This is a genomic window from Psychrobacter sp. PP-21, from assembly GCF_033790785.1.
Classification (GTDB): Bacteria; Pseudomonadota; Gammaproteobacteria; order Pseudomonadales; family Moraxellaceae; genus Psychrobacter.
Map to the genome: position 1 here is coordinate 1 of NZ_JAMYEB010000026.1, position 19,383 is coordinate 19,383.

The window sequence follows — 19,383 nt, forward strand, 5'->3', positions numbered from 1 at the left end:
GTATAGCCATGAGCTCAGGATCATATTCTTTAGTACCGATCAGCTTGCCTTTATCAGCTTTGTTTTGCCAGTTAGATAATGTCTGCATGGCGATGCCAAGCTGCTTTGCAGTCGCTGAAACATTGCCATTATTATCTGCTATCTTTTTAACAGCTTCAGCTTTGAATGCTGCACTATAGGTTCTGATTTTCTTAGTCATGATAAACTCCTCATTGAGTCGTTAGTTTACCAAGTTTGGTTCTACAGTTTTTTCAGCATAGCTCACATCACCAACCAGCAAGCCCAAAGCGTAGGCGATCTACTCAAAAAAGACCCAACCGTGCGTGTCGCTAGAGGTTATGGTAATTTCCAAGAAGCGTACTTTATGCGCGGCTTTGTGACTACCTCAGATGACACCATGTTCAATGGTCTATACGGTATTCTACCAAGACAATACATCGCAACTGAACTGTTCGAGCGCGTTGAGGTTCAACGCGGAGCATCAGCGATGTTAAATGGTGCTGCACCTAGCGGTAATAATGCGGGCGGTACTATCAACCTACTACCTAAACGGGCTGACAATGATCCTCTGCGTGAGATAACGGTTGGCTATGGTCAAGGTGATCAAGGTAAAGTCGCAATAGATGTCGGTAATCGCTTTGGTACGGGTGACGCCATTGGTGTGCGCTTCAATGCCGCCTATCAAGATGGTGACAGCGCTATCGATGATGAATCCTCAACTTTAGGACTAGCAGCGCTTGGTTTGGATTACAGAGCCGACAAGTACCGTTTATCCGCCGATCTTGGTTGGCAAGATAATAAGCTCAATGAGACGCGTACCAATGTCACGTTAGATGGTGTCACAGATGTGCCAAAAGCGCCAAAAGGTACGAAAAACTGGGCACAGCCTTGGACCTACTCTAACGAGGAAGACATCTTTGGTACTATTAGAGGTGAGTATGACTTTAATGACAGTATCACAGGCTACGGTGCCTATGGTATTCGAAGCAGTGACGAGTCCAACTCCTTGGCAAACCTCACCGTCACGGATGCCGACGGCACAGGCACGACTTATCGCTTCGATAATACTCGTGAAGATCTGGTGCAAAGTGCCCAGCTTGGACTACGGGGTAAGTGGCAAACAGGTAAGATTGATCACAATTGGGTACTAGCCGCTGATCTTTATGATCAAGAAGAAAAAGGCGCTTACGCTTTTGACTTTGGTAACCAACTCGCGACCAACCTCTATGATCCTATTGATTATGCTAATAACGCGTGGTCAAGTGCTGCTATTTTTGGTGGTGATCTAGATAATCCCAAACGTACGTCTGAGACCGAGCTACAGAGCGTTGCGCTCGCTGACACGCTCTCATTTTTTGATGACAAGCTAAAGACTACGGTAGGCGTGCGTCATCAGAATATAAAAACGACAAGCTATGACTATAATACTCAAGCTCAACTGTCTGCATATGATGAGAGTAAATGGTCCCCAAGTATCGGCATTGTCTATCAGCCGAGTATGGATTGGTCTATTTATAGCAACTACATCGAAAGCTTGGCTAAAGGTGCTACAGCACCATTGAATGACATCGATGGTAATACCTTGACTAATGCCGGGCAAAACTTAGATCCATATGTCAGTAAACAAACTGAAGTGGGCGTTAAATATGACAATGGTATGATTGGCAGCAGTCTAGCATTATTTAGTACTGATGAGCCACGTGCCTATATCAATGACGCCAGTACGTTTGTCGAAGCGGGTGAAAACCGTCACCAAGGTGCTGAGTTGACGGTCTTTGGTAGTCCAAGTGAGAACATGCGCCTCAATGCTGGTGTCAGCTACTTAAGTGCTAAGCAAAGAGACACGGGCAATGACGCACTAGATGGCAATAGAGTCATCGGCATTCCTACGCTTCAAAGCAATGTCAACCTAGAGTATGATTTAGCCGCAGTTGAAGGGTTAACGTTAACAGGCGATATTATCCACACAGGGGCACGTTACGCAGATGCTGCCAATACTCTAAAAGTTGATGGTTATACGACCTTAGATTTAGGGGCCCGCTATCGCACGATGCTTGGCGGACAAGATGTCACCCTCAAAGGCATGGTCACTAATGTCACGGATGAAGATTATTGGCAATCAGTCGGTGGTCTGCCAGGTTATGGTTACTTAAATGCTGGCGAACCCACTGCATTAAAAGTATCCGCAACGTTCGATTTCTAGACATCATTGAGTTCCATAGAAGGGACTAGGCGCGACCTACTCCCTTTTCTGCTATCAAAAATTTATACTATTACTGAGTCATTATGTCTTCTCGTGCCAGCACTTCTTTGTATCATATGATTTGGGCAAAGTATCGCTCGCCCTTTTTAAAAGTCATCTTACTCAACTTAATCAATGCTGCTGTTAGTGTCGGTATTATTGCTTATATCAATCATACCTTTATCAGCCAGCCTGTATTCAATACCTTATCGTGGGCAAGTTTAGGACAGTTTGTATTACTGGTACTATTATTGTTGATGACCACCTTTGTATCGCAATATGCACTGACATGCTTGGGGCACAAATTCGTCTATGAGCTCAGAACCAAACTGGTCAAGCAAATCATCGATACCACAGTTCCTCAAATCGATCATCTGGGTAGTGCACGGCTACTCGCCAGTCTATCCGCAGATATTCAGTCTATTACCGTCGCTTTCGTGCGTATGCCGGAGTTGGTACAAGGTGTTATTTTGGCTGTTGGTGTTGGGTTTTATCTGGGCTGGCTTTCGCTACCACTATTACTGATCGTGATGTTTTGGATTGCAATGACGATTTGGATCAGCACTATTTTGGTCAAGCATGTGTATCATCATCTAAGAGCCATTAGAGAGATTAACGATGCGCTGTATCAAGACTATCAGTCAATCATCGATGGTCGTAAAGAGCTGGCACTCAACCATCACCGTGCCGAGCAACTATACACGCATGACTTTTTAGAACACGCGGCAGCTTATAAAGAACGAGTGATCAAGTCTGACACTTATCATTTGTCAGCCGTGAACTGGTCTAATATTATGATGTTTGCCGCGATTGGTGTGGTATTTGCGGTGGCCAATTACCTGGGTATCTCGATGGGTATCGCCACTACCTTTTCTTTGACCATCCTATTTATGCAGTCACCACTGCTCCATGCTGTCGGTGCCTATCCAACCCTACAAACAGCTCAAGTTGCCCTAGACAAAATACAATCACTAGCGTTAGCTGAGCACCAGCCTACATTTCAAACAAGTGGTACTAGCCAGCATTGGCAGACCATCTCGCTAACTGATGTAAACTATCGCTACCATGTTTCTAGTAACGGTGTTTCCAGTAACGGTCTTCCTAGTGACAGTACCTCGAACAATACCGCTTTCAATGACAGCGAGGGTGACCATACCACTGGCAACGTTACTAGCAATATCTTAAAAGGTGTTAATCTGACGCTCAAACGAGGCGACGTGGTGTTCCTTATTGGGGCTAACGGAAGCGGGAAATCTACGCTTGCCAAGATTATTACGGGTATCTTTACCCCTACTACGGGCGCAGTGTATATCGATACACTGCGCGTTGAGCCGCACAACAATGCTGACTATAGACAGCTATATTCTGCTATCTTTAGCGATCAGCATCTATTTAAGCAACTGATTGGTCAGCAAGGACAGCAGCCAGATGAGTCTCTGGTAAGTGCGTGGCTGCATAAGTTGAACTTACAAGACAAAGTCAGCGTGACTGACAATCAATTGTCTACAGACAAGCTGTCACAAGGACAACGTAAACGCTTGGCTATGCTCATCGCGGTCGCTGAACAAAAAGACATCTTACTACTCGATGAGTGGGCGGCTGACCAAGATCCTGCGTTTCGCCGCGTGTTCTACCAGACACTGATACCTGAACTAAAAGCATTGGGTAAAACGCTGTTTATCATCAGTCACGATGATGGTTACTTTGAGCATGCTGATCGGTTACTGCTCATGAAAGAAGGTCGCCTCACTGAGCTCAATGCTGAAGAAAGACAACGCGCTAGTAAGGACGCCATTGCTATGTTGTCATAAAGACCATCTCGGTACAGAGCCAACTCAAACAATAGAAAAAAGCGGGGCGTCTCTTAACAAGATGCCCCGCTTTTTCAAATAAGAATAACTTTTTGAGCCATTTATTTTAATAATCTGTGCAACAACCCAACACGAGAAATCACTAAAAAGTCTAATAGCACAATCACCACAATCGCAATAATAGCGGTTGGGAATATGATAGCCACTATTAATAAAGGAATGGCGAGCGGCCACCACACTGCAAAGTGCTGTCCACGTGCTGGCGGGTTTAACCCACTGCTCTGACTAGCATGACGCGGGCGACGTTGCCACCACATGACATAACCGCTGACACAAATAGCGATTACTGCAAGGCAAAATAGCACATTGGCAAGTACACTCCACCATCCAAGTGTGCCCATATGCAGCGCAATACCAGCCGCCATGAATTTACCAAAAGCATTATAATCATCAAAACGTATATCCGCCAAGATATTGCCCGAATAGCGGTCGATATGTACCGTACGGTCTGCTGTTGGACTTTTCATATCATAGCTCATTGAATCTTGGCTAATGGTCCAGACGCCTGTACTGCCTTGTGGTAGGTTTAGTTGATAGCGCCCTACAAACCCCGTCTCACGAGCGAACCGATCTACCGTATCTATCATAATCGGTATATCGGGAGCGATACCATTTTCACCCATAGTTGTGCCTGATGCTGGCATCGGCGTCAGCTCAAGCACCCAAGGCACTTCTTTAGTGCTTCCTAAGTTTAAGGCGCTACCATGTGTAGGCGCGGCTGCACCATGTACATGTGGTACTGCAGCAGATTCCTGCATGGTGCTATGTTGGCTATGATCAATAGATACTGGCACTGGTGCCACACCCCACTTACCCGCAGGAAACTGGCTCCATGCTTGCACGACTCTCTCGCCCCATACGCCTGCCCATGCCATTCCTGAAATACAAAAAAAACAGCAGTAATATAGAGACCCAACTGCCCAATGTGGCATGAATGGTACGCATAAAAGACCGTTTTTTCTTGTTGGTTGCCGTATCGTTAGGTATTAACATCGCTTTGATGGACCTGCGTTTTTGCCACCAGAGGTACCAGCCAGAGAATATCATCAAGATAGTCAAGGACGCCGCGGTCTCTAGGAGGTAATCACCAACTTTTCCAATCAACAAATCACTGTGAATATCATTAAAGGTGCTATATAGCCCGCTATTAGACGGTGTACTTTGGACGATATCAGCCGTATAGGGATTGACCGCCACCATGTTGCTGTGTTCGTCTGATTTTATCTGAAACAAGGCGACCGTATCTGTATCGCGAGGCGCGATATACTTAACCAATGTGCTATTGGGCAAAGTGCTCAGCGCATTTTTGGCTTGGATAGAAACAGGTGCTTGGCTGGTAGACGCTGGTATAGCCACGGTGAGACGATCGTCATCACGACCTGCAGTGTTAGACATGAACAGCATACCGAGTGCAGTGATAGCCAAAACAATCAAAAAAGGAGCCGCGAATATCCCAGCATAAAAGTGCCAACGCCATACCGTAAAGTAGCGTTGGTTGTTCGTGGGTTTCGGCATAGGTTCGTTCATAAATATGGCCTTTAGCGCTTTTTAGTCACTGATAAACAAGAGCGCTCTATCAGTAGTTGCCCTTAACAATGCCTACTGGTTTACTTAAGCCCAAATAGACGCCTGCATCATACGAGAAAAGCCCTATAAACGCTATTACTTGTGGCAGTAATTATCGATAAGTCGCGCCTTTTAGCGGATAGGCGGTACCTACTAACGTTGATAATGATAACTACTGGTCATGTACAGACTATAGACACAGCACCATCTCGCTTAATATCCCTCTACAACCTTTTTATTTGTAAATTTTAATGATAATGATTATCGTTAATGTTATTATTCCTTTTCTTCTATTTCTGATACTCAATAATACCTTACAAGGAAACATGATGCGTTCTGTCTCAACGTCCAAATCCATTCGCCAAAAACGTTTAACCTTAGCCGTCCAACTGGGACTAGCAATGGGTCTGAGCCATTCAGTCTATGCTGAGAACCCCACAAACAGTATCGAAAACAATACGGCTAACAATACTAAAAATAACGTGATTGAGACAAGCGTAGAAAACTCTCTAGATACTAATAAAGTGGGCAATGACACAGCGCCATCGACTACCTTAGACGCTATTACCGTCTATTCAGATGGCTATCGCAGTACCGGTACCAAAACTGCATTGGACCCAGACGATGCCCCAATGAGCTATACCAGAATCGATCAAGACTTATTACAAAAACGACAAGCAGATAGCGTTAATGCGGCTCTACGTTATGAGCCAGGCGTGAGCACTGAAAGCCGTGGCACAGTATCGATATTTGATGAGTACAACATCCGCGGGTTCAAAACTTACTCTAATTTTTATGATGGACTGAGACTACCCTACGATGGCGCTTGGAACCTTATGCCACAAGTCGACGTCTATGCGACAGAGGCAGTAGAAGTTATCAAAGGACCAGCATCCTCGCTTTATGGCTACGCAGCACCTGGAGGTATGGTCAACCAAATAGCCAAGACACCTAAGAGCACACAAGAAAATGAAGTAAAGCTGCGATTCGGTAATCAAAACCTAAAAGAAGTCGCCGTCGATAGTACAGGCCCTATCACAGACACGCTGAACTACCGCCTAGTGGCGCTAAAACGTCAAAAAGACGGTCAAATGCAAACCACAGAAGAAGAGCGATTGCTGATTAACCCATCGCTTGAATGGCAAGCGACCGACGATGTCTCTGTACTTGCCAACTTGTTTTATCAAGATGATCCAGAGATGGTGCCCTCTACCCCATTACCTGCTGTCGGTACGGTCTACAAAGCAAGCTATGGCAAATTGGACAGTGACGCCTACGCAGGTGATGAATGGAATAAATTTAGCAAAGAAGTCTTTATGCCAAGTGTCACCGTAAACTGGGATATCAATGATCAGTTGACCTTTAAACACATCACGCGCTATACCGATGCCGAGGCGCAGCAGCGCAATATGTACAATAGAGGATTTGTAGAAGGTAGTGACACGATTCTCAATCGCGTCGCCTATACCACTGATGAGAACATGAATAACTGGACCACAGACAATCAACTGGCCTATACATTTGATATTGGCAACACCTCACATAACTTATTGTTTGGTGCTGAATATCAAGAGACAGACAGCAGCGCAACTTACTATGATGCTGGTGCAAATGGCACGCCAAATCTTGACTTGTCTAATCCAGACTTTTCACAAATAAATACGGCTACGCTACCGCTGGATACCTATCGTCAGACGCAAGATATCGAACAAAGCCAGCTTGGATTCTATGTGCAAGACGAAATGAAGTGGCAAGATTTAACCGTTGTCGCTGGACTACGTCACGACAACTTTGAGAGTACGACTAAGCAAACCGACGCCTCTCAAGGTGCAGTTTATAATAACGAGACGTTTGGTAATGACGCGTCCGAAACCAGCGGCCGTTTTGCTGCAATTTATGATTTTGACAATGGACTCTCCCCATTTGTCAGCTATTCAGAGTCGTTCCAGCCTGTGGTTGGTAGCAACTTTATTACCAATGAACCCTTTGACCCTAGCACTGCTGATCAGCTCGAAGCTGGGGTGAAGTACTTGTCTCCAGACCGTGCGACCAAAGGAACGCTAGCCGTATTCGATATCACACAGCAAAATGTCGTCGTCACCAATCCCGCTGACTATCGACAGAAAGTTCAGACGGGTGAGATTGAATCACAAGGGTTTGAGATATCAGGTAGCCGCATGCTTAACGATTGGGTAGATCTCGCGGCAAGCTACAGCTATACCGATGCTGAGATTACCGAAGATGAGTTCAATCCAGATGTGGTCGGCAACACTCCTGCCCAAACGGCGAAGCACAAAGCCATGCTATGGGCAGACTACTATGCGACAGACAAACTGACTCTAAATGCTGGCGTTCGCTATGAAGATGGCATGCAGATCGATAAGCAAAACTCAGACGAATTGCCAAGCGTGACCTTGGTCGATATTGGTGGCAGTTATCAGATCAACCCTATGCTCGCGCTGGGTGCTAGTATCAATAATCTGTTTGACAAGACTTATGTCGGCGCTTGTTACGATACCGAGAACTGCTGGATGGGACCTGAACGCCAAATGTCCGTCAGTCTAAAAGCCAATTTTTAAACCTTATGAGCTCAGTTATCGTTAGAATGGTGTTTGGCAGTCGACCATTCTAGCGATGTGTTTTTAAGATAATATAGATTTTTAAGATAATAGAGTATCAAAGCAGTGCTCTTGCCTTATAGACTATCAAACGAACGTACATAATAGTTTGAGCACCAATGTTATACGCGAAAAGCTACACGCGCTAAAAGAAGGAAGATAATATATGGCAAAACCAACCCCTAGATTACTTGATGTTATTGGTAGCAGATACCTCACCCCAAACATGTGCCGTGTCACGCTTGGTGGCACAGGACTGACTGATTTCCCAGTCGATCAAGAAAGCGCTTATATCAAACTGATGTTTCCTCAAGGCGAGGATGCAAAGCCAGTGGTACGTACCTACACCGTCAGCGTTCAGCGCGATGATGAGATAGACGTAGATTTTGCCTTGCATGAGGCTGCAGGTCCCGCATCAACGTGGGCACGCAACACTCAAGCTGGTGATCAAGTATTAGTAGGCGGACCCGGACCCAAAAAACTCATCAACAATGACGCCGATTGGTTTTTGTTAGTCGGTGATATGACGGCGCTACCAGCAATCACGGTCAATCTGGCACAATTACCCGCTGATGCACGTGGCTATGCCGTGCTTGAAGTGACGACTGAGGCAGACCAGCAATCACTTAAAAAACCAGATAACGTCGAGATTCATTGGGTCATTAACGCGCATCCAAATGCAGATAGCAGCCCTTTGCTTGACTCGGTCAAATCATTGACTTGGCTTGAGGGACAGCCTGCAGCTTGGGCGGCTTGTGAGTTCCATAGCATGCGCGCACTGCGTCAGTATTTTAAAATGGAGCGCGACATACCAAAGACGCATTTATATGTGTCTAGCTACTGGAAAGTCGACAGCACAGAGGATCAGCATAAAGTGGTGAAAAGTCAGGATGCCCAAACCGCAGAGCAATAAATACAGATTTTAAATTCAAAAAAGGCGTAGCTCATATGAGTCACGCCTTTTTTTATTAAACCTCACCTATCATGCCTCAACGCTCTTCCCCTCTTTCATCCGACTAATCGTCAGCCCCGTAAAACCAAACAGCACCGTCAGTAGCAATGACAAATAACAGAAGAACGCATACGGCAGATACTCTAATACTGGCACCCCTAATGCCTGACTGATAAACACCCCGCACACACTCCACGGTACCAATGGATTGATTACCGTTCCTGCATCCTCAATCGTCCGAGACAAATTCTTAGGGTGCAGTTGCAGACGCTCAAACGTCGACCGAAACGCTGTACCTGATAATAGAATACTCAAATACTGCTCACCAATCAGCACATTAATACTGAGCGCCGACATCGCTGCCGCAAAGATCGCTCGTCCTGATGTCGTCAGTGTGTCCTTAATACCAGATAGCAGTGCTGGCAGAATACCTAGTGCCGTTAACAGTCCACCTAAACTCAATGCCAATATCACGATCGCTTGGGTAAAGAACATACTCTGTACACCGCCACGTGACAGCATACCACCTACTTCCCCTAGCTCTAATGTCTCAGCGGGTGCATAGCCGGCAAACAGATAACCACCCAGCTGACCAAAGCTTGGTGAACTATGGATATAAGTAATAATCAGAGCTACAGCAATCGTACAGATAATCGTATAAATCGCATTAACCCGAAACAGTGCCAATCCTACCAATATCACAAAGGGTAGTACCGAATACCCATGTACCAAACCACTGTCTATCAGCTGTCCTTGTAATATAGTCACCTGACTCAGATCAGCACTGGTCGTCTGTCCTGAGAACATCCAGAACAGAATTACCGTGAGTATCCATGCCGGTACAGTGGTATACATCATATTACGAATGTGCTCAAACAAATCAATACCCACCACTGAGGACGCAATGGTACAGGTGTCAGACAAGGGCGACATCTTATCACCGAAGAACGCGCCTGATACTACTGCCCCCGCCGCTATAGCCACATTGGCATCAAAGGCATTACTCATACCAATAAAGGCCACACCAAGCGTTGCAGCAGTCGTTAAACTACTGCCTAGGGCAATCCCAATAATAGAGGTTAAGATAAAGGCAGAGATATAGTAGTACTCAGGCGAGATAAGCGCAAAACCTACATACATGAGGGTAGGAATCGCCCCTGACATCATGAGAGCCGCCACCATAAGACCAATAAAGAAGAACAAATAGATGGCACCGATACCGCGCATGACCCCTGATGCCATTTGTGCTTGCATGTCGTCAAAGCTGAGTCCTTTAACCATACCGATAGCCAGCAATACACAGATGGCAAGGATAAGAGACAAATGCGGCACCCAGCCAAAGCCGATCATGGTGATGCCCATGATACCGATGACGATGGCGGAGATGATAAAGGCGAGCTTGGCGCTGATCTCGGTGAGGGGTTTTGGTGGCATGACACATCCTTAAAATGCCAGTAGATACTGGCATTAGAGTGGGTTTGAATTTGGGAGTGTTAATTTTATAGCGTTAAAAAATGGGTTTGCTAGCGAATAACCGAATGGCTTATGCGTTACTTATCAAGTAGTTTATCGGTCTTAGCCGCCATGACGAAGTCATTACGATGCAACCCTTTGATGCTATGTGACCACCATGTGACGGTCGCTTTGCCCCACTCTACCAAAATGCCTGGGTGATGCCCTTCTGCTTCAGCGATATCTGCCAGTTGATTGGCAAATGCCATCGCTGCGACGAAATTTTTAAATTTATACTGACGTTGCAATTGCTGAATACCATCTATCTCAATCAATGACCAATCAGGAATTTGTGGTAATAGCTCGCGTGCTTCAACGTCTTCGACTTTCGGTGCGCCGATGCGGCAGGCTTCGCAGCTGCTTTGTGATAATGCTGTCATAATAAAATCCTTTTAAGTTGTTTGTTTTTAATAGCTGTTTTTTTAATACTCGTATATCCATATTGAAATAGCTTTAGTGCTACTTCAACACTCCATACTTAGGTAACTGCATTGATATTTGAATTTTAAGGGGTTTTTTCTGGATAAGTCGGCTCAAACAACCCAAGTGACATCGCCTGCTTGACCGTCCCCATGATGTCACTATTGACGATATCAAATAGCATGTCTAATTCGTCAATCACATAGTAAATCGGCTGTATTTGATCGATACGATAAGGCGTACGCAATACATCAAGCAAATCAAATGCACGGTGCTCAGGTTGGGGCTTATGTTGAAACTGAGGTTGAGATTGCGTCTTATTTTGAACGGTTGAAAGCTTTTGCGACGTATGATCAAGCGCATAGACCGTTTCAGAAGGTGAGCTTAAGATACCGCCGCCATAGATTCTACGGTCCTCAAGCTGACTACCGACCAACCCAAACTCGATAGTAAACCAATAGAGCCGTGCTAAAAACCATCTTTCTTCTTTGGTCGCACTCAGACCCAACTTGCCATAGGTTTCGTTAAACGTCGCAAATGCTGGATGGGTCAATAGCGGACAATGGCCAACAATTTCATGAAAAATATCCGGCTCTTCGATATAGTCTATATCACAAGGCCTACGAATAAACGTCGCCACAGGAAAAGATTTATTGGCGAGTAGTTTAAAGAACTTAGCAAAGCTGATCAATGCAGGCACCGCTGCGGTTTGCCATCCTGTGGACGCTTGTAATACCTCATCGATGTCTTGCAGTTGCGGGATACGAGTCGCCGATAAATTTAACTTAGTCAAACCCTCTAGATACGCAGTACATGCGCGGTTGGGGATTTGCTCAGCTTGACGCGTCAGCAAAGCTTGCCACATTGCATTTTCATCATCACTATAATGAATATGACCGTTGGCATCTGGCTGATGTGAGATATAGGGCTTTTTATCGGTCGTGTGATCAGTCGCAGTATCACTTTGCTGACTGGTCGCAACATGATCGGTACCGATGACTGTATTCGGAGAGTCTGTATATGAGAGGCGTTCCATGCCTGTATTCCTTCTATCACAGTGAGTACATTACCTTTATACTTATACTTATACTTATACTTGTCAGTAACTGCGCTTGTATTTATCAGTAACGTATCTATCAAAAAGTAGCTGTTGAAGCGTACCTATTAAGGACAAGCCAAATTCCCTTTGCCCTGTCCGTTCATCTTTGAGTACTTTCTAACCTTAGAGTCGCTTACGGCGTTTCTGTTTCTGATTGATTGGTCTCTGACTGACCAACCGTGCCACGACGCACTTGGTCGCGTTCTATCGATTCAAACAACGCTTTGAAATTACCTTCACCGAATCCATCTGCATAGTCACCTTTACGCTGAATAAACTCAAAAAATACTGGGCTACCCAAGATAGTTTCAGAGAATATCTGTAGCAGTAGACGCGGTGCGCCGCCCTCTGTCGTGCCGTCTAGCAAGATACCGCGCGTTTGTAGATCCGCGACGTTTTCACCGTGGTTTGGCAAGCGCTCACTAAGCATTTCATAATAAGAGGCAGTAGGTGCGGTCATAAGCGGAATACCCGCGGCTTTTAGCTTATCGATACTGGCAAACAAGTCATCACTAGCCAGCGCAATGTGCTGAATGCCTTCACCATTGAAATGCATTAAGTACTCTTCGATCTGTCCACCGCCCTGCTTGGCTTCTTCATTGAGTGGAATACGGATTTTGCCATCTGGCGCGGTCATGGCTTTACTGGCCAATCCTGTATATTCACCCTTAATATCAAAATAGCGAATCTCACGGAAATTAAAGATGCGCTCATAGAATTTTGCCCAGTACGCCATGCGTCCACGGTAGACATTGTGTGTCAGATGATCGATGACTTTAAAACCATGTCCGACAGGCTTTCTGTCCACATCTGCAAAAAACTCAAAGTCAACATCATAGATAGACGCACCCTCTTCATAGCGGTCAATCAGATAGATTAATGAGCCGCCAATACCCTTAATCGCTGGTAGCCTGAGCTCCATTACGCCTGTTGGCACGTCTACAGGCTGCGCGCCCATCTCAATAGCACGCTCATAGGCTTTTTTGGCGTCTTTTACCCGAAATCCCATGCTGCAAGCGCCTGCGCCGTGCTCTTCAACGAAGTAACTGGCGGGGCTTCTTGGCTCACGGTTTAGGATAAGGTTGATGTCCCCTTGACGATATAGCGCAACGTCTTTTGATCTGTGATTGGCCACATGAGAAAAGCCAAGCTGCTTAAACAATGCATCGACCGCATAAGGCTGCGGGGAAGCGAACTCGACGAAATCAAACCCGTTTAGTCCCATTGGGTTATCAAATAAATCTGCCATTGCAATCATCCTTAATGTCAATTGGTGGTGAAAATATGATAAAACGATTGGTAATCAATCTTTATTGTTGACGTTGTATTTATATTAGATTAGCTTTATTTATAAGACTAATTGTTTTTTATGATTTATTTATCAGGTTTACTTATGAATATTAGCATTCGCCAATTAAACGCCTTTATCAAAGTCGCTGACAACGGCAGTTTTACCCGTGCCAGCGAACAGATGTATCTGACCCAGTCTGCTGTTAGTGGACTGATCAAAGAGCTAGAGACTGGCCTCGGCATCGTCTTGTTTGACCGTACTACCCGCCAGCTGTCTCTGTCGGCAGTGGGACGGCACCTACTGCCACAAGCGCGGCGTATCTTAAATGAGATGCAGTTGTTCGAAAACGAAGCGAGCAGCTTGACCAGCTTGGCACAAGGTCAGGTACGCTTGGCAGTATCACAGTTTGCCGCGTCCTCCCTGCCGGCGGTCATCGCTCAGTTTGCCAAACAGCATCCCAATATCAGCGTGTCATTATTGGATTGTTCAGCAGAAAATTTGCTCAAGCATGTTCAAGATATTGAGGTTGATTTGGGTGTGGGGACTGAGCTGGGTGTCTTTGAGGCAGAAGACGATATTGGCGCTGACTTGTTGTATCAGCTGCCCTTTTGTGTGGTCATGCCAGATAGTCATGTATTGGCCGAGCAAAATGAAATCACTTGGCAAGATTTATTAGATATTCCACTCATCACCCTACAAGGTCCGTTTCTTGAGCAAGTGACCGCAGAGCTCGATGATTCTATCTCCGCTCACGTTCAACAAGCTAGATACAAGGTGAACTTTATGTCCACCGCGCTTGAGATGACCCGCCAAGGGTTTGGCATTACCTTATGCCTCCCCTATATGCCTGAGGTTATTGATTGGGTCAGCGCTAATGGTCTACAAATGCGACCACTCACGCAGCCTGTCAAGATGCGGCAATTCTTTATTTATCAACGGGCTTCTCGGGCATTATCTCCCGCTACGGTTGCCTTTAAGCAGTTTTTGCAAACGTACTTTGCCACCCACTACAACGATCTGCATCAATCTGACACCCTGGCTCTTAAGTAATAAGTCACGACTCAAACGCTTTTGCTGGATAGATGGGCAGATACGCAAAAAAGATATTTGGTGATTTATTTGGTTAATTATCCAAGATAGCGCACTCTCGTGTTGAGTTCATCGGCAATTTGCTCTATGATTTTCGGCTGCTTGGTTTATATTCTTATAAGGAAATGGCATGTTTGAACGTATCGATTATTACGCTGGTGATCCAATTTTGGGTCTGATGGAAAAATACTCAGCAGATAGCAATCCTAACAAGGTCAACTTAGGTATTGGCATCTATTATGATGAGAATGGCGTACTACCTGTGCTCGACTGTGTAAAAACAGCCGAAGCACGTATTGCTGATCCTGTATCTCCTCGTCCCTACTTACCAATGGCAGGTTTGCCTGGACACCGCAAAGGCTGTCAGGAATTATTATTCGGTAAAGACGCCCAAATTTTAAAAGACGGTCTGGTCGCAACGATTGCCACTATCGGTGGTTCTGGTGCGTTAAAAGTGGGTGCCGAATTTATCAATCAATGGTTCCCTCAGTCTAAGTGCTATGTGAGCGATCCTACGTGGGGCAACCATATCGCTATTTTTGAAGGTTCTGACGTTGAAGTAGGCAAATACCCCTACTACGACAAAGCCAATAGCAGCATCAAATTTGATGAAATGATTGCGTTTTTTGAAACACTGAACAAAAACGATGTCGTCTTGCTGCACCCTTGCTGCCATAACCCAACGGGCTTGGATTTAACCCAAGCACAATGGGATACGGTACTTAATGTCATCAAAGCGCGTGAATTGATTCCATTCATGGATATCGCTTACCAAGGGTTTGGCGAAGATATGGACAGCGATGCTTACGCTATTCGTAAAGCCGTTGAAATGAAGCTGCCATTGTTTGTCAGTAACTCGTTCTCTAAGAATTTGTCGCTATACGGCGAGCGTGTTGGCGGTCTGTCAGTCGTCTGTCTCACCGTAGATGAAACCGAGCGCGTATTTGGTCAGCTAAATGCGATGGTACGTCGTATCTACTCAAGCCCGCCATCACATGGTGGTCGTGTGGTCGATATCGTCATGAACGATGAAGCCTTACATGAGCAATGGGTGAGCGAAGTATATGCTATGCGCGACCGTATCAAAGCCATGCGTCTAAAGTTAAAATCAGTCTTAGAAGCCAAAATTCCTAACCGTAACTTTGACTACATCACCCGTCAAAACGGTATGTTTAGCTTTACTGGTCTGACGCCTGAGCAGGTCGAGCGCTTGCAAAGTGAGTTTGGTATTTACATGGTATCCAACTCGCGTATGTGTGTTGCTGGCCTAAATACCAGCAACATAGACTATGTTGCCAACGCAATGGCAGACGTCCTAAAAGGATAGCGTTATCAGAAAGCTATCGTAATAAGTGATAAAAAAGCCGAGCGATTGCTCGGCTTTTTTGTGCTTACCTTTTGCTTTTCTAATCGAAGTGTCTGATCCCCAAAGTGTGTAACTAACCAAGATAAGGTGAGCGCTACAGGTAACACTCACTACACTTAGGCTATTTCTGCGATAGTGTAAGTGTAGTCCCTCGCAAGATAAGTCACAAAGCACGCTCCATAAAAAGCTTGCAATCAATATATCAATAAATTACATTATACATAAGTAATTAACTATAACGTAATTGACTATATTTTTAGCAAGGAGCAAATCATGTCAACGATTGACAGCACTCTAACCTCTTTTATCGATATCAAAGCGGATTCTGACTTTTCTATTCACAATCTACCGTATGGTATCTTTAGTGTCGCTAAAGATAGCGTTCGCCGTGCAGGCGTTGCCATTAGTGAGCATGTGCTTGATTTGTCCGTACTAGAGACAGAAGGGTTATTGAGTTTACAAGGCGGCCCTTACTTTGACCAACCTACGCTAAATGCGTTTATTGACTCTGGCCCAGACAATTGGGCGCACGCACGCACGACTATTCAAACGCTACTGTCTAGCGACAATGCCACCTTGCGTGACGATGCCGAATTGCAAAAAAAGGTGCTGCTCAAGCAAGCAGACGTCACCATGCACCTGCCCGTTCAAGTACCAGGATTTACTGACTTTTATTCGTCTAAAGAGCACGCCACCAACGTCGGTACCATGTTTCGCGACCCAAACAATGCCCTACTCCCCAACTGGACCGAAATGCCAGTCGGTTACAACGGGCGCGCCAGTACTGTCATCGTCAGCGGCATGGATATCGTGCGTCCATCAGGTCAGTTAAAGCCAAACCCTGATGAGCGTCCTATTTTTTCTGCCTGTAAGCGCTTAGATTTTGAGTTAGAAACGGCGTTTATCGTGGGCAAAGGCAATCGTATCGGTCAACCAATCGCTGTCGATGAGGCAGCTAGTCATATCTTTGGCATGGTACTACTCAATGACTGGTCTGCTCGAGATATCCAAAAGTGGGAATATGTACCGCTAGGTCCATTCAATGCCAAAACGTTTGCCTCTCAAGTCTCCCCTTGGATTGTCACTATGGAGGCATTGGCGCCGTTTAGTACCGCGTGCCCAGCCCAAGAACCTAAGCCACTTGCTTATCTAAACGAAAAAGATAGCGATAGCAGTTTTGATATCATTCTATCCGTTGAGCTACTGCCTGAAGAGGCAGAAACCGCAACAGTAATCTGCAAGACCAATTTCAAATATATGTACTGGTCAATGGCACAGCAGTTGACGCACCACACTATAACGGGCTGCAAAGTAGAAGTCGGCGATATGATGGGTTCAGGCACTATTTCAGGACCAACGCCTGATTCTTATGGCTCGATGCTAGAGATTGCGTGGAATGCTACCAAGCCCGTCACACTTGAAGGTGGGGCAACTCGTAGCTTCATTGAAGATGGCGACACGGTCATTATGAAGGGCTATAGCGAAAAAGACGGCATTCGTGTTGGGTTTGGTGAAGTACGCGGCACCGTGCTACCGGCTCTTGACTTTAATTTTAACGAATAATAACGGAATAAAAGAAGGCGTAGTGACAGTAGATTTGAGTGGCTAGAACCATTTAAAACTAAAATGATATTTGGTCTATGAGTTCTAGCATCATTTTTTCTAATATTCTTGCTACGCCCTATCAAAAGGAGTTTGATATGAGCTTTCAAATTGAAAAAATTCATCATGTGGCTTATCGCTGCAAAGATGCCAAAGAAACGGTCGAATGGTACCAAAAAAACCTCAACATGGATTTCATCTTAGCATTCGCAGAAGATCATGTGCCGTCAACCAAAGCCTTTGATCCTTATATGCATGTCTTTTTGAATGCTGGTAATGGCAATGTATTGGCGTTTTTTGAAGTACCTAACCAACCAGAAATGGGCTTTGACCCTAATACCCCAGACTGGGTACAGCACCTAGCGCTAAAGGTAAAAAACCGTGATGAGCTAATGGTTGCCAAAGAACATCTAGAGGCTGCAGGTATTGACGTCATCGGTGTGACCAACCACGGTATCTTTCACTCCATCTATTTCTTTGACCCAAATGGCCATCGCCTTGAGTTGACCTATGATGATCCGACCTCAGAAGATAAGGTCTCGATGATTACAGATGCCATCAAACAAGACATGTTAGATGAGTGGTCACGTACCAAACGCGCGCCAGCACATACGCAGTTTTTACACAGTGATGAGCTGGCCGAAGCACGCGACGTTGCACCCGTTGGTGAGTAGCACGTTATACTGTCGTGTTCTCAAAGCACTTTAGTATAGTGGCTACGCAATTTGATAGCGCTGTGCAATTGTCAATATCTGCTCAACCACATTGTTTTGTGTGCTTATCGGCAACTGCTCTGTGGTACCGATAACAGTAATGGCATACTCTATAGGTAGGTTGTCACTAGGCACCTTACTCTCTGTCGCGGACTGACTCTTAGTATGACTGGCAATCGTCGGCAGGATCACAGGAATGGTAATGGCGTTAATACCCATGAGCATATCACCCGTAACGGTCGCATAGCCCTGAGTACGTATCTTGGTTTGTAAATGAGTAAAACGCTGCCATTTCTCTAGGCTATTGGCTGAGTTTTCATCCGCTTGCCATTCAGCCATGACCAGCGGCTGGATGACACTGTGAGGTTGATAGCTGGCAAACAGCTGCCCTGTGGCTGATGTCGTCAAAGGCATTCGTGAGCCAATGCGCGTAATAATACTAATAGGACTATCAGGCTCAACGGACTGAATAATAATAGGACCTTCACTAAACCATTTGGCAATTTGCACACCGCAATTTAAAGTGTCTTTGATCTCATTGGCAGCCTGTGTGAGACGTGCCAAGATATTGTTTTGGCTCAGTCCAGTGTATCCCAATGCAGCCAATGCATGCACTCTATCGCCGAGCCCATAACGCCCATCATCAAGCTTACACGCGTAGTTTTTGCGGATGAGACTGACCAAGTAACGATGCGATTTTGCTGGATGCATGTTCATGGTTTCAGCGATGTCTTTTAGCATCATAGGCTCATTGTGATCAATGAGCACATCAAGTATCGATAGCCCAATCTCAAGCGACTGCACCCCGCTCTGGTTTTTACTGATGCCTAGGTTATCTAAAGCGTTTTTGGCTGCTGGCATGATGGGCTCAATTATATTTATTTGATTATATGCTTGATGGTTGTTTGCTGATGGACTATAGTCACTGCACTACAAAAGAGTTATGTTTTGGATGAATATCATAAAACAATTTAGATAAGTCATTTTCCATCCAACCTTGGCGTAAAAACTTCACTTGAGCCCACTTTTTCTCGATGGGATT

General features: G+C 45.4%; 16 protein-coding genes. 8 read left to right on the forward strand and 8 right to left on the reverse strand.

Annotated elements, in window-relative coordinates:
- Positions 1-199 (reverse strand): transposase (locus NJD71_RS12760; RefSeq protein ID WP_319052310.1); only part of this gene is annotated, 199 nt, incomplete at its 3' end.
- A gap of 120 nt (positions 200-319) precedes the next feature.
- On the opposite strand from NJD71_RS12760, the gene NJD71_RS12765 reads away from it, so the two are divergent.
- Positions 320-2,203 carry a TonB-dependent receptor gene (locus tag NJD71_RS12765; protein WP_442967686.1) on the forward strand — a complete coding sequence of 628 codons (1,884 nt, stop codon included), beginning with the start codon at positions 320-322 and terminating at the stop codon, positions 2,201-2,203.
- 83 nt (positions 2,204-2,286) lie between these two features.
- Positions 2,287-4,053, forward strand: coding sequence for a cyclic peptide export ABC transporter (locus NJD71_RS12770; protein ID WP_319052312.1), 1,767 nt, complete (start codon positions 2,287-2,289; stop codon positions 4,051-4,053).
- A gap of 101 nt (positions 4,054-4,154) precedes the next feature.
- On the opposite strand, the gene NJD71_RS12775 is transcribed toward NJD71_RS12770, so the two are convergent.
- Both NJD71_RS12775 and NJD71_RS12780 read right to left on the reverse strand, forming a co-directional pair.
- Entirely contained in the window at positions 4,155-4,988 is an 834-nt protein-coding gene (locus NJD71_RS12775; protein WP_319052313.1) for a PepSY domain-containing protein, read from the reverse strand.
- On the reverse strand, positions 4,924-5,640 hold the full coding sequence (locus tag NJD71_RS12780; RefSeq protein WP_319052314.1) for a PepSY-associated TM helix domain-containing protein: 717 nt from the start codon (positions 5,638-5,640) through the stop codon (positions 4,924-4,926). Before NJD71_RS12780 ends, NJD71_RS12775 begins: the two co-directional genes overlap by 65 nt.
- A 365-nt stretch (positions 5,641-6,005) precedes the next feature.
- Between NJD71_RS12780 and NJD71_RS12785 the strand changes: the two genes are divergently transcribed.
- Together NJD71_RS12785 and NJD71_RS12790 are read left to right on the forward strand one after the other, a co-directional pair.
- On the forward strand, positions 6,006-8,258 hold the full coding sequence (locus tag NJD71_RS12785) for a TonB-dependent siderophore receptor (RefSeq protein WP_319052315.1): 2,253 nt from the start codon (positions 6,006-6,008) through the stop codon (positions 8,256-8,258).
- A 205-nt stretch (positions 8,259-8,463) separates the two neighbouring features.
- Positions 8,464-9,210, forward strand: a complete 747-nt coding sequence (locus NJD71_RS12790) for a siderophore-interacting protein (protein WP_319052316.1) — start codon at positions 8,464-8,466, stop codon at positions 9,208-9,210.
- Positions 9,211-9,279: 69 nt separating this feature from the next.
- On the opposite strand, the gene NJD71_RS12795 is transcribed toward NJD71_RS12790, so the two are convergent.
- From NJD71_RS12795 to hppD, 4 genes are all read right to left on the reverse strand, one after another.
- Positions 9,280-10,683, reverse strand: a complete 1,404-nt coding sequence (locus NJD71_RS12795; protein ID WP_319052317.1) for a Na+/H+ antiporter NhaC family protein — start codon at positions 10,681-10,683, stop codon at positions 9,280-9,282.
- Positions 10,684-10,799: 116 nt separating this feature from the next.
- Positions 10,800-11,141: a 4a-hydroxytetrahydrobiopterin dehydratase gene (locus NJD71_RS12800; RefSeq protein ID WP_319052318.1), complete on the reverse strand. Its 342-nt coding sequence runs from the start codon at positions 11,139-11,141 to the stop codon at positions 10,800-10,802.
- A gap of 125 nt (positions 11,142-11,266) precedes the next feature.
- The gene (gene phhA, locus NJD71_RS12805; RefSeq protein ID WP_319052319.1) at positions 11,267-12,217 is read right to left on the reverse strand and encodes a phenylalanine 4-monooxygenase; all 951 of its coding nucleotides are present in this window, start codon (positions 12,215-12,217) and stop codon (positions 11,267-11,269) included.
- Between the two features lie 196 nt (positions 12,218-12,413).
- Positions 12,414-13,529 (reverse strand): 4-hydroxyphenylpyruvate dioxygenase, encoded by a 1,116-nt coding sequence (hppD, locus tag NJD71_RS12810; protein ID WP_319052320.1) that lies wholly within the window; start codon positions 13,527-13,529, stop codon positions 12,414-12,416.
- 144 nt (positions 13,530-13,673) lie between these two features.
- On the opposite strand from hppD, the gene NJD71_RS12815 reads away from it, so the two are divergent.
- The 4 genes from NJD71_RS12815 (at position 13,674) to NJD71_RS12830 (ending at position 18,302) form a co-directional block, all read left to right on the forward strand.
- Positions 13,674-14,621 (forward strand): LysR family transcriptional regulator, encoded by a 948-nt coding sequence (locus NJD71_RS12815; protein ID WP_319052321.1) that lies wholly within the window; start codon positions 13,674-13,676, stop codon positions 14,619-14,621.
- A gap of 169 nt (positions 14,622-14,790) precedes the next feature.
- Positions 14,791-15,987, forward strand: coding sequence for an amino acid aminotransferase (locus NJD71_RS12820; RefSeq protein ID WP_319052323.1), 1,197 nt, complete (start codon positions 14,791-14,793; stop codon positions 15,985-15,987).
- A 312-nt stretch (positions 15,988-16,299) separates the two neighbouring features.
- The gene (gene fahA, locus NJD71_RS12825; RefSeq protein WP_442967687.1) at positions 16,300-17,589 is read left to right on the forward strand and encodes a fumarylacetoacetase; all 1,290 of its coding nucleotides are present in this window, start codon (positions 16,300-16,302) and stop codon (positions 17,587-17,589) included.
- Between the two features lie 137 nt (positions 17,590-17,726).
- Complete coding sequence (locus NJD71_RS12830; protein WP_319052324.1) at positions 17,727-18,302, forward strand: VOC family protein; 576 nt, start codon at positions 17,727-17,729, stop codon at positions 18,300-18,302.
- Positions 18,303-18,344: 42 nt separating this feature from the next.
- Here NJD71_RS12830 and NJD71_RS12835 read toward each other — a convergent pair whose 3' ends face one another.
- Positions 18,345-19,202, reverse strand: coding sequence for an IclR family transcriptional regulator (locus NJD71_RS12835; protein ID WP_319052326.1), 858 nt, complete (start codon positions 19,200-19,202; stop codon positions 18,345-18,347).
- Positions 19,203-19,383 lie beyond the last annotated feature (181 nt).

Excerpts from the sequence above, each read along its gene's own strand:
- NJD71_RS12770 (WP_319052312.1), top strand. The coding sequence starts at position 2,287 with ATGTCTTCTCGTGCCAGCACTTCTTTGTATCATATGATTTGGGCAAAG.
- NJD71_RS12775 (WP_319052313.1), bottom strand. The coding sequence starts at position 4,988 with ATGGCATGGGCAGGCGTATGGGGCGAGAGAGTCGTGCAAGCATGGAGC.
- NJD71_RS12780 (WP_319052314.1), bottom strand. The coding sequence starts at position 5,640 with ATGAACGAACCTATGCCGAAACCCACGAACAACCAACGCTACTTTACG.
- NJD71_RS12785 (WP_319052315.1), top strand. The coding sequence starts at position 6,006 with ATGATGCGTTCTGTCTCAACGTCCAAATCCATTCGCCAAAAACGTTTA.
- NJD71_RS12790 (WP_319052316.1), top strand. The coding sequence starts at position 8,464 with ATGGCAAAACCAACCCCTAGATTACTTGATGTTATTGGTAGCAGATAC.
- NJD71_RS12795 (WP_319052317.1), bottom strand. The coding sequence starts at position 10,683 with ATGCCACCAAAACCCCTCACCGAGATCAGCGCCAAGCTCGCCTTTATC.
- NJD71_RS12800 (WP_319052318.1), bottom strand. The coding sequence starts at position 11,141 with ATGACAGCATTATCACAAAGCAGCTGCGAAGCCTGCCGCATCGGCGCA.
- phhA (WP_319052319.1), bottom strand. The coding sequence starts at position 12,217 with ATGGAACGCCTCTCATATACAGACTCTCCGAATACAGTCATCGGTACC.
- hppD (WP_319052320.1), bottom strand. The coding sequence starts at position 13,529 with ATGGCAGATTTATTTGATAACCCAATGGGACTAAACGGGTTTGATTTC.
- NJD71_RS12815 (WP_319052321.1), top strand. The coding sequence starts at position 13,674 with ATGAATATTAGCATTCGCCAATTAAACGCCTTTATCAAAGTCGCTGAC.
- NJD71_RS12820 (WP_319052323.1), top strand. The coding sequence starts at position 14,791 with ATGTTTGAACGTATCGATTATTACGCTGGTGATCCAATTTTGGGTCTG.
- fahA (WP_442967687.1), top strand. The coding sequence starts at position 16,300 with ATGTCAACGATTGACAGCACTCTAACCTCTTTTATCGATATCAAAGCG.
- NJD71_RS12830 (WP_319052324.1), top strand. The coding sequence starts at position 17,727 with ATGAGCTTTCAAATTGAAAAAATTCATCATGTGGCTTATCGCTGCAAA.
- NJD71_RS12835 (WP_319052326.1), bottom strand. The coding sequence starts at position 19,202 with ATGCCAGCAGCCAAAAACGCTTTAGATAACCTAGGCATCAGTAAAAAC.